Source organism: Pseudoalteromonas sp. DSM 26666 (genome assembly GCF_900116475.1).
In the GTDB taxonomy this organism is placed as follows: Bacteria; Pseudomonadota; Gammaproteobacteria; order Enterobacterales; family Alteromonadaceae; genus Pseudoalteromonas; species Pseudoalteromonas tetraodonis.
This window is the reverse complement of the sequence record NZ_FPAR01000015.1, coordinates 57,495-64,533: the sequence shown is the minus strand read 5'-3', so window position 1 is coordinate 64,533 and position 7,039 is coordinate 57,495. Positions and strand designations below refer to the sequence as shown.

The window sequence follows — 7,039 nt, the reverse complement described above, 5'->3', positions numbered from 1 at the left end:
TGTTACCGCTCGACTTGCATGTGTTAGGCCTGCCGCCAGCGTTCAATCTGAGCCATGATCAAACTCTTCAATTAAAAAGTTTTATGTCTTTCGACAGCTCAATGAATTCTGAATTTATTTAATATCTTTCGATATTGAATTGACTGTGCTGAATAATTACTAAAAGTAACTATTCTGTTGGTCACTCAGTTTCAATTGAGACTCTAAATTTGTTTGCCTCACTACCTAAGTAGCTTGGCTGTTAGAACTCAATCTGTACGAGTGCCCACACAGATGATTGCTTTATATTGTTAAAGAACGTTGCGATTAAAGCGTTTAACTTTATCTCGCTAGGGCTGCGCATACTACGCTTTCCTATTTTTTTGTCAACACTTAATTTTTAGTTTCTTTTAAAAGATTTAAAAGCTAAGTTTTACTCGACTCACTTACCGTTTGTTCAGCGCTTTTCATTGCTGCCTGCCGGGTCAGTGGATGCGCATTATAGGGATATTCTGGAGAGGGTCAATGCTTTATTTCAGTTTTATTAAATTAATTTCAATTTAGTACAATAACCATACAAACAAAGGGCTGCAGGGCTGTTTTTGATTAAAAAGCATTCAGAAAAGGCATAGTTATTAAGATACGAGAAAGTAAAAGCGATTTATAGAAAACCGCTACATCGCTTTTACTTAAAACTTTACTAATTACTGAGTTGTTATTTCCCATACGGCAATTGAGCCTGAGATTTCATTACCGATTATAAGCAGTGCTTCGTTTGTTGCACTTTGCGCTGCAGGAACAAATGTCATTCCTTCAGGAGCAAGATCGCCACTTATATCTGCACTTGGTTCTAAACCACGATTATAAAAGTAGTCTTGAAATTTCACATCGTAAGGGTTGGTTATATCAAACACCATTATTGTGCCCATACGCTCTAAGCCAACAAAAGCAAATAACCTATCGCCAACCTCACCTAATGTTAGCGCTTCGGGTTCTGCCCCTTTATCATCTGAGCGTGTATCGCCTTTGTTTTCATCTTCGTTATTATTAAACGCGTTGCCATGAACAGAAGCGGTCACCCGTGCAATTTGATCGCCTGAGTCAAACACCACCAGCCCATTGCTATCCCAAATGGTAAATGAGCGTGCGCCATAGGCATAAAGCGATTCGTATTGGCCGTCGTTATTTATATCACCTTTTACTGTTGTAACTTTTAAACGACCAATGTCGTTATCATCGTTATTTAAGTAATCGAAATTAGCTGCGAGAGCTAGATCTTCTACGCGGCTTTCATCTATATATGCCAAACACCCATCTTTAGCGTCATAATCAAGGCCGCCCTTGGCTATACAATCAGCTTCATCGCTGGCATCAAAAAAGTATTCGCGTGCATCACCCTCATTGGCAGATACAATAAAGTTGGCTCCTTTCCAACTAAAACTTGCAATTGTATCTGGCTGATACATGCCATATAAACCAGGGTATGATTTAAAGTTAACACCGCCGTCTTTGTCTGAAGCGTCAAATTGTAAGTTTGACCAATCTTTAAAACCGAGCCCTTTTAGCTCAAGGGAATTATCTTCAAGGTTGATGATAGCTAGGCCGTTATTTTCTTGAATAGAGACATAGGCGTATTTATTATCCTTGGAAATACTCACATACTCTGGCTCTAAATCCATAGCGACGGTGGTATTTATTAAATTACCATTAATAGTACGTCCAGTAGGATTGGCAAACACTAAGCCCTGCGCTTCTAATTCTGCTTGCTTATTATTGTAAGCTTGAAAGTTTATGCTCAAAGCGGTATCGGCAATAGTGCCGTTATTGATATCGATAATGCTAATTGTGCCTTCGGGGTCGATACTGTAGTCGCCATTAGGTTCACCTTCATTAGCAACCACTACTTTTGCACCATCATGGCTAAATGTCACCATGTCGGGTAGGGCACCTACAGTTACATTTTTAATAAATACTGGTGTATCTCCGCCAATATTGTAAAACGCTATTTGGCCAGCTTCGCCCACGTTTGTAGCAGCCATTGCTACCGCTAATAATTGGTTATTTGCATCGATAGCTATGCTGTTTGCATCACCAGGCGTATTTTCATTTAGTGAGAGCGTAATGGCAGAGGCTAAGTTGGTCGCGGTTACAATACCTTCGTTATCTTTTACTAATGCTGCAGTGTCGAACGTATCGGCAGGAATGATATTCACAACTGCCTCATCGCCAGAGCTATTAATTGCATAAATCCACTTTTTAGAGGCTTGGTAGGCGACTATTTCAGCTGCACCCTCTGGGCTTTGTGCATTGAGTACTGCGCGGCCAATAAGATTGATATTTAAAGCTGAATTTGCATTAGTGCCGTTTTCACCATTACTACCCGCTGTACCTTGTACACCCTGTGCGCCATTTTGGCCGTCATCACCATCTAGTGAGCAACCAGTTAATAGTGATAGCAAAGAAAGGGCTATTATTGATTTGTTTAACATTATTGTTTTCCTTAGTGTTGTATTAGTTAAATATCAACACACAGGGATGACAACAGTATGGCATTTTTATTTATAGAATATTTAGACAATAAAAAAGCGAGTTATAAAACTCGCTTTAAATAGGGCTTGGCCTGTTACTCATTTAAATGGACTGGCTGCTACATATTATTTATATAATCATCGCGCATTTTTCGAGTTATTTTTATAAACTCTTTTAACTCATCAACGGAAGGTTCAATACCTTGTTGGTTTTTCTGTTCAAACCAATCGGTAACATCACTGATTATGACGGAACCACCCTGTAGGCATAATTCATCATTTTTTAGCCAAACATCGGGATCTCTTAATGATGGACTGGTATACCAATTACAAAAGCTATATCCCTCGAGTGTTAATTTAGACTCAATATAAAAACTATTAGCAATAGATAAAATTATATATAAAGGTATTGCGCGCAGCATAAGCTTTACCATTAACCTTATTGTTTTTTCATTGCGGAAGTTCAATACTTTTTGTAAACCTGCAATTGTCATTAAAACAGGAAATGGAGCCATTACTATTATCGGAGCCAACAAGCCGCTTTCTCGAATATAATAAAGCGACTCATCAAAATAAACATTTTCAACAAACCCATAATAAGAGAAGTAAAATAAAGCAATTGTAAATAATATAAAAGCAAACAGGCCTATCACAACAGTTAATTTATGCTCGAAGCTTTGTTCTGTAAAACGTTCCTCGGATTTTTCCCATTCTAAAATAGACATTGTTTATAGCTCATTTTTATTACTATTTAGATTTATAGATGGCAACCCAAATAAAGAATTAAAAAAGGCATAGGGATCTTCAGAAAAACCCTGTTTCAGCTTTTTATTTATGTTAATTATTCCAGAGCTAATATCGCTTTCAATTTTTCTCAGCTTAAATGCGATAGCATCTACGATTGGGTCTGTTGAAAAAACCATTGTGAGAACAGTAAAAGCGAGCCCTACACTAACAACAATAATAAGGGGTATTACAGCACTGGTAACAATAACAGCCCCAGCAAAGGCCGTTGCAATATGCGTTACAGCCACTGTCGTAGCTATAGCTGCTCCAACCACGGCCATATCTACAGCTATACCAGCAACTAAGTCATGCCATGTTTTTTGGTCATTTAAAGCTTGGTCGATTGCATGAAATGTCACTGAAATAATTAAACTAATAACGAAGCCGGTTTTCATCGCTTTGGCTGCTTCGAGCTTACCCACACCTATAGTGAATAGCTTAGGGTTACTAGCCAAATAACGGGTACCTGTAAGGTGAGCGCGTATTCCAGGATAAGAGTCAATTATGACTGTGGGTAGCCATTGCAAAATTCTGGCTGTAGACATCTCGAACATATAGCCGAATTATTAGGTCTGCTTTATTTTATCTACCAAGTTCCATTCTTGTCTTTTTAATAAAAGACTCTAATTCATTTAGAGTCGGTTCAGTTCCTTGCTCATTATGCATTTCAAACCAATCATAAATATCACTAGTGATTACAGAGCCATCTTGTAAGCATAACTCATCGTTTTTCAACCAAACATCAGGATCACGAACTGAAGCACCAGTGTACCAATTACAATAAATGTAGCCTTTGCTCTTTAAATTAGCTTCTATAACTATGTTAGTCGGGATTGATAGAATTAATAAAACAATTAAACCTACAACAGCACTTTTAAATGCATTAACTAAAGTTAACTCTATATCAAATCCCAAAAAACGCTGTAGGGTCGATAAAAAAATTAAAAATAAGCAAGGCAATAATAAAAAAGATAAAAGTATAGTAGCTTGCTCTTTTATAAAAAATCGAGGTTGACTAACTAAAAATATAGTTTCCACTTCGGAAAAAAAGTTTAAGGCTATTTTATAGCACAGTCCTCCACTAACAATTAATAAGAAAAAAATAGATGCTATTTCTTTCATATTTGTAAGAGATAACTTTTTATCTGCTTTTTTCCATTCTAAAAATTTCACAAGTTATAAGACCTAGCTTTATTAAAAATAGGAACTCCAAAAATTTTATGTAAAAATTCATTTGGACTTTCTTTGTATTCGTTATTGATTTTCTGCGCTCCAGCCCTAATTTTAAATACACCACTTTGTATATTACTTTCGATGTTTCTTAATTCTTCAGAAAGTACTTTTACATAATCACTTGTATCCGAAAATGCAATTGAGAAAGCAACCCCAACAATTACAACGACCAACAAAGGAACTAAAACTGAACCTGCAATTATTGTTGCTAAACCTGCTGATGCAGCTCCCGCAGCACCTAATATTGTACTAGTAGTTAAAATAGCAGCTCCAACCACTGCCATATCAACAGCAATTCCAGCAACTAAGTCATGCCATGTTTTTTGGTCATTTAAAACCTGGTCGATTGCATGAAATGTCACTGAAATAATTAAACTAACAACGAAGCCGGTTTTCATCGCTTTGGCTGCTTCGAGCTTACCCACTCCTATAGTGAATAGCTTAGGGTTACTCGCCAAATAACGGGTACCCGTAAGGTGAGTACGTATTCCAGGATAAGAACTGATAATAATAGCAGGAGAGCCATTGTAAATTTTTATTTTAAACTTACCGAAAGCATTACCTTGGCGCTGCATTGCAACAGCTATAATGGCTAATGCCTTCATATCATCAAATAGAGGATAAAGGCCTGCGCCTGTCTTTAGAGGATCTTTTATTCGCTCCCAAATACTCGATGCTGAGTTATGCTGTGCTAATACACCATCAATCCAGTCAACCGCTTCAGAACGAGATTTACCTTGTTTCATTTTTACAGAAATAATGTAATCAACAAACTCTGCTGAATTCATTAGTAATAGAGTATGGTTGTTACCGGCAAGAAGCGTTTTTATTTGGAGTTGGCGTTGTCTTTGTGCAATTGCACGACGAGCATGAGCAGACATAGTAAATCCTTATTGTCTATTGTTAATCCATTAACTTAGCATTGTAAGTATTTTATGGACAAAGGCAATAAGAGCGAGCAAAAAAAGCTCGCTTTTAGGTACTTATAAAATCACTTTTTAACTGGGCGTTTCCAACCATCTAAATTGCGTTGCTTGCCACGTGCCACGGCTAGCTGCTCATCCGCTACGGCATTGGTAATAACAGAGCCTGCGCCAACAGTTGCTGTAGCACCAATATTTACAGGAGCAACCAGTGATGAGTTAGAGCCAATAAAGGCATTATCGCCAATAATTGTTTTGGCTTTATTCACGCCATCGTAGTTACAGGTAATAGTGCCTGCGCCAATATTCACTTTTTCGCCAATTTCAGCATCACCTAAGTAACTTAAGTGGTTTGCTTTAGAGCCTTTGCCTAAACGGGTTTTTTTCATTTCGACAAAGTTACCAATGTGCGAGTCTTCTTCCATTACTGCACCAGGGCGAAGGCGGGCGTATGGACCGAGTGTACATTGAGCTGCAACTGATGCATCTTCAATTAGTGTATTAGCTTTAATAATAACGTTATCGCCGATGCTACAGTTTTTAAGTACGCAGTTAGGGCCAATTTGTACGTTATTACCTAAGGTTACTGTACCTTCAAAAATAACGTTGATATCGATAAGGACGTCTTCACCTGTTTTAACGTCGCCACGTACGTCAATACGTGCAGGGTCAGCAAGGGTGGCCCCATTTAGCATGAGTTCTTCTGCTTGCCATGCTTGGTAAGCACGCTCTAAACCTGCAAGTTGTACGCGGTTATTTGCACCTTCAACTTCCATTGGGTGATCTGGCTGTGCTGATGTAATTTCCACCCCTTCACTATGCGCCATAGCGACTATATCTGTTAGGTAGTATTCGCCTTGAGCATTATTGTTAGATAAATTACCTAACCATGTTTTTAAAAGCTTGCCATTAACCGCCATAATACCGGTGTTTACTTCGTTAATAAGTAACTGCTCTGCATTGGCATCTTTTTGTTCAACAATACCCACTAGCTTGCCATCAACACGTAGCATACGCCCGTAACCATTTGGGTTTGCTAGATTAACGGTTAACACTGCTAAGCCATTTTTAGGTGTCGCTGCTAATAAACGTTCAAGTGTAGATTGCTTAGTTAAAGGTACGTCACCGTATAAAACCAGTACAGTGTCGTCGTCATTAATATGAGGGTTTGCTTGTGCCACTGCGTGGCCTGTACCTAGCTGTTCAGCTTGCAGCACCCAGTTTACGTTATTATCGGCTAATTGTTGTTGTAATAGTTCGCCGCCATGACCATAAACTAAGTTAGTCGATGTAGCACCTAGCGCATTGGCATTATCGATAACGTGTTGCACCATAGGTTTACCTGCCACTTTATGCAGTACCTTAGGCAGAGCAGAGCGCATACGAGTACCTTTACCCGCTGCAAGAATTACTGTTGTTAGAGCCATTAAAACAATTTCCTTTTTCCGTTGTTTTAGCTTGATAGAATAAGTGTGCTGCAAAGTAGATTACGTAAGTCACATCATGTGCAAATACTCAGTAGGCTAAGCAATGACTACTGAATCTTAACTTAAGCAAAATAACACCTAATAGAATAGGGTTATTGTAACG

6 protein-coding genes and 1 rRNA gene are annotated in these 7,039 nt (G+C 38.3%); all 7 read right to left on the bottom strand.

Annotated elements, in window-relative coordinates; genetic code table 11:
- Nucleotides 1-74: ribosomal RNA gene (locus BM380_RS17900) — 16S ribosomal RNA — on the bottom strand; the annotation flags it as partial.
- A 609-nt stretch (nucleotides 75-683) separates the two neighbouring features.
- The gene (locus BM380_RS17895) at nucleotides 684-2,468 is read right to left on the bottom strand and encodes a choice-of-anchor I family protein (protein ID WP_090495428.1); all 1,785 of its coding nucleotides are present in this window, start codon (nucleotides 2,466-2,468) and stop codon (nucleotides 684-686) included.
- 158 nt (nucleotides 2,469-2,626) lie between these two features.
- A complete protein-coding gene (locus BM380_RS17890; protein WP_090495427.1) occupies nucleotides 2,627-3,232 on the bottom strand; it encodes a DUF1240 domain-containing protein in 606 nt (201 codons plus the stop codon).
- 3 nt (nucleotides 3,233-3,235) lie between these two features.
- Entirely contained in the window at nucleotides 3,236-3,838 is a 603-nt protein-coding gene (locus tag BM380_RS17885; RefSeq protein WP_254772082.1) for a hypothetical protein, read from the bottom strand.
- A gap of 37 nt (nucleotides 3,839-3,875) precedes the next feature.
- Entirely contained in the window at nucleotides 3,876-4,466 is a 591-nt protein-coding gene (locus tag BM380_RS17880; protein ID WP_090495425.1) for a DUF1240 domain-containing protein, read from the bottom strand.
- Nucleotides 4,463-5,407, bottom strand: a complete 945-nt coding sequence (locus tag BM380_RS17875) for a hypothetical protein (protein ID WP_090495424.1) — start codon at nucleotides 5,405-5,407, stop codon at nucleotides 4,463-4,465. The genes BM380_RS17880 and BM380_RS17875 overlap by 4 nt, the downstream gene beginning before the upstream one ends.
- Nucleotides 5,408-5,517: 110 nt before the next feature.
- Nucleotides 5,518-6,876, bottom strand: a complete 1,359-nt coding sequence (gene glmU / locus BM380_RS17870) for a bifunctional UDP-N-acetylglucosamine diphosphorylase/glucosamine-1-phosphate N-acetyltransferase GlmU (RefSeq protein ID WP_090495422.1) — start codon at nucleotides 6,874-6,876, stop codon at nucleotides 5,518-5,520.
- Nucleotides 6,877-7,039 lie beyond the last annotated feature (163 nt).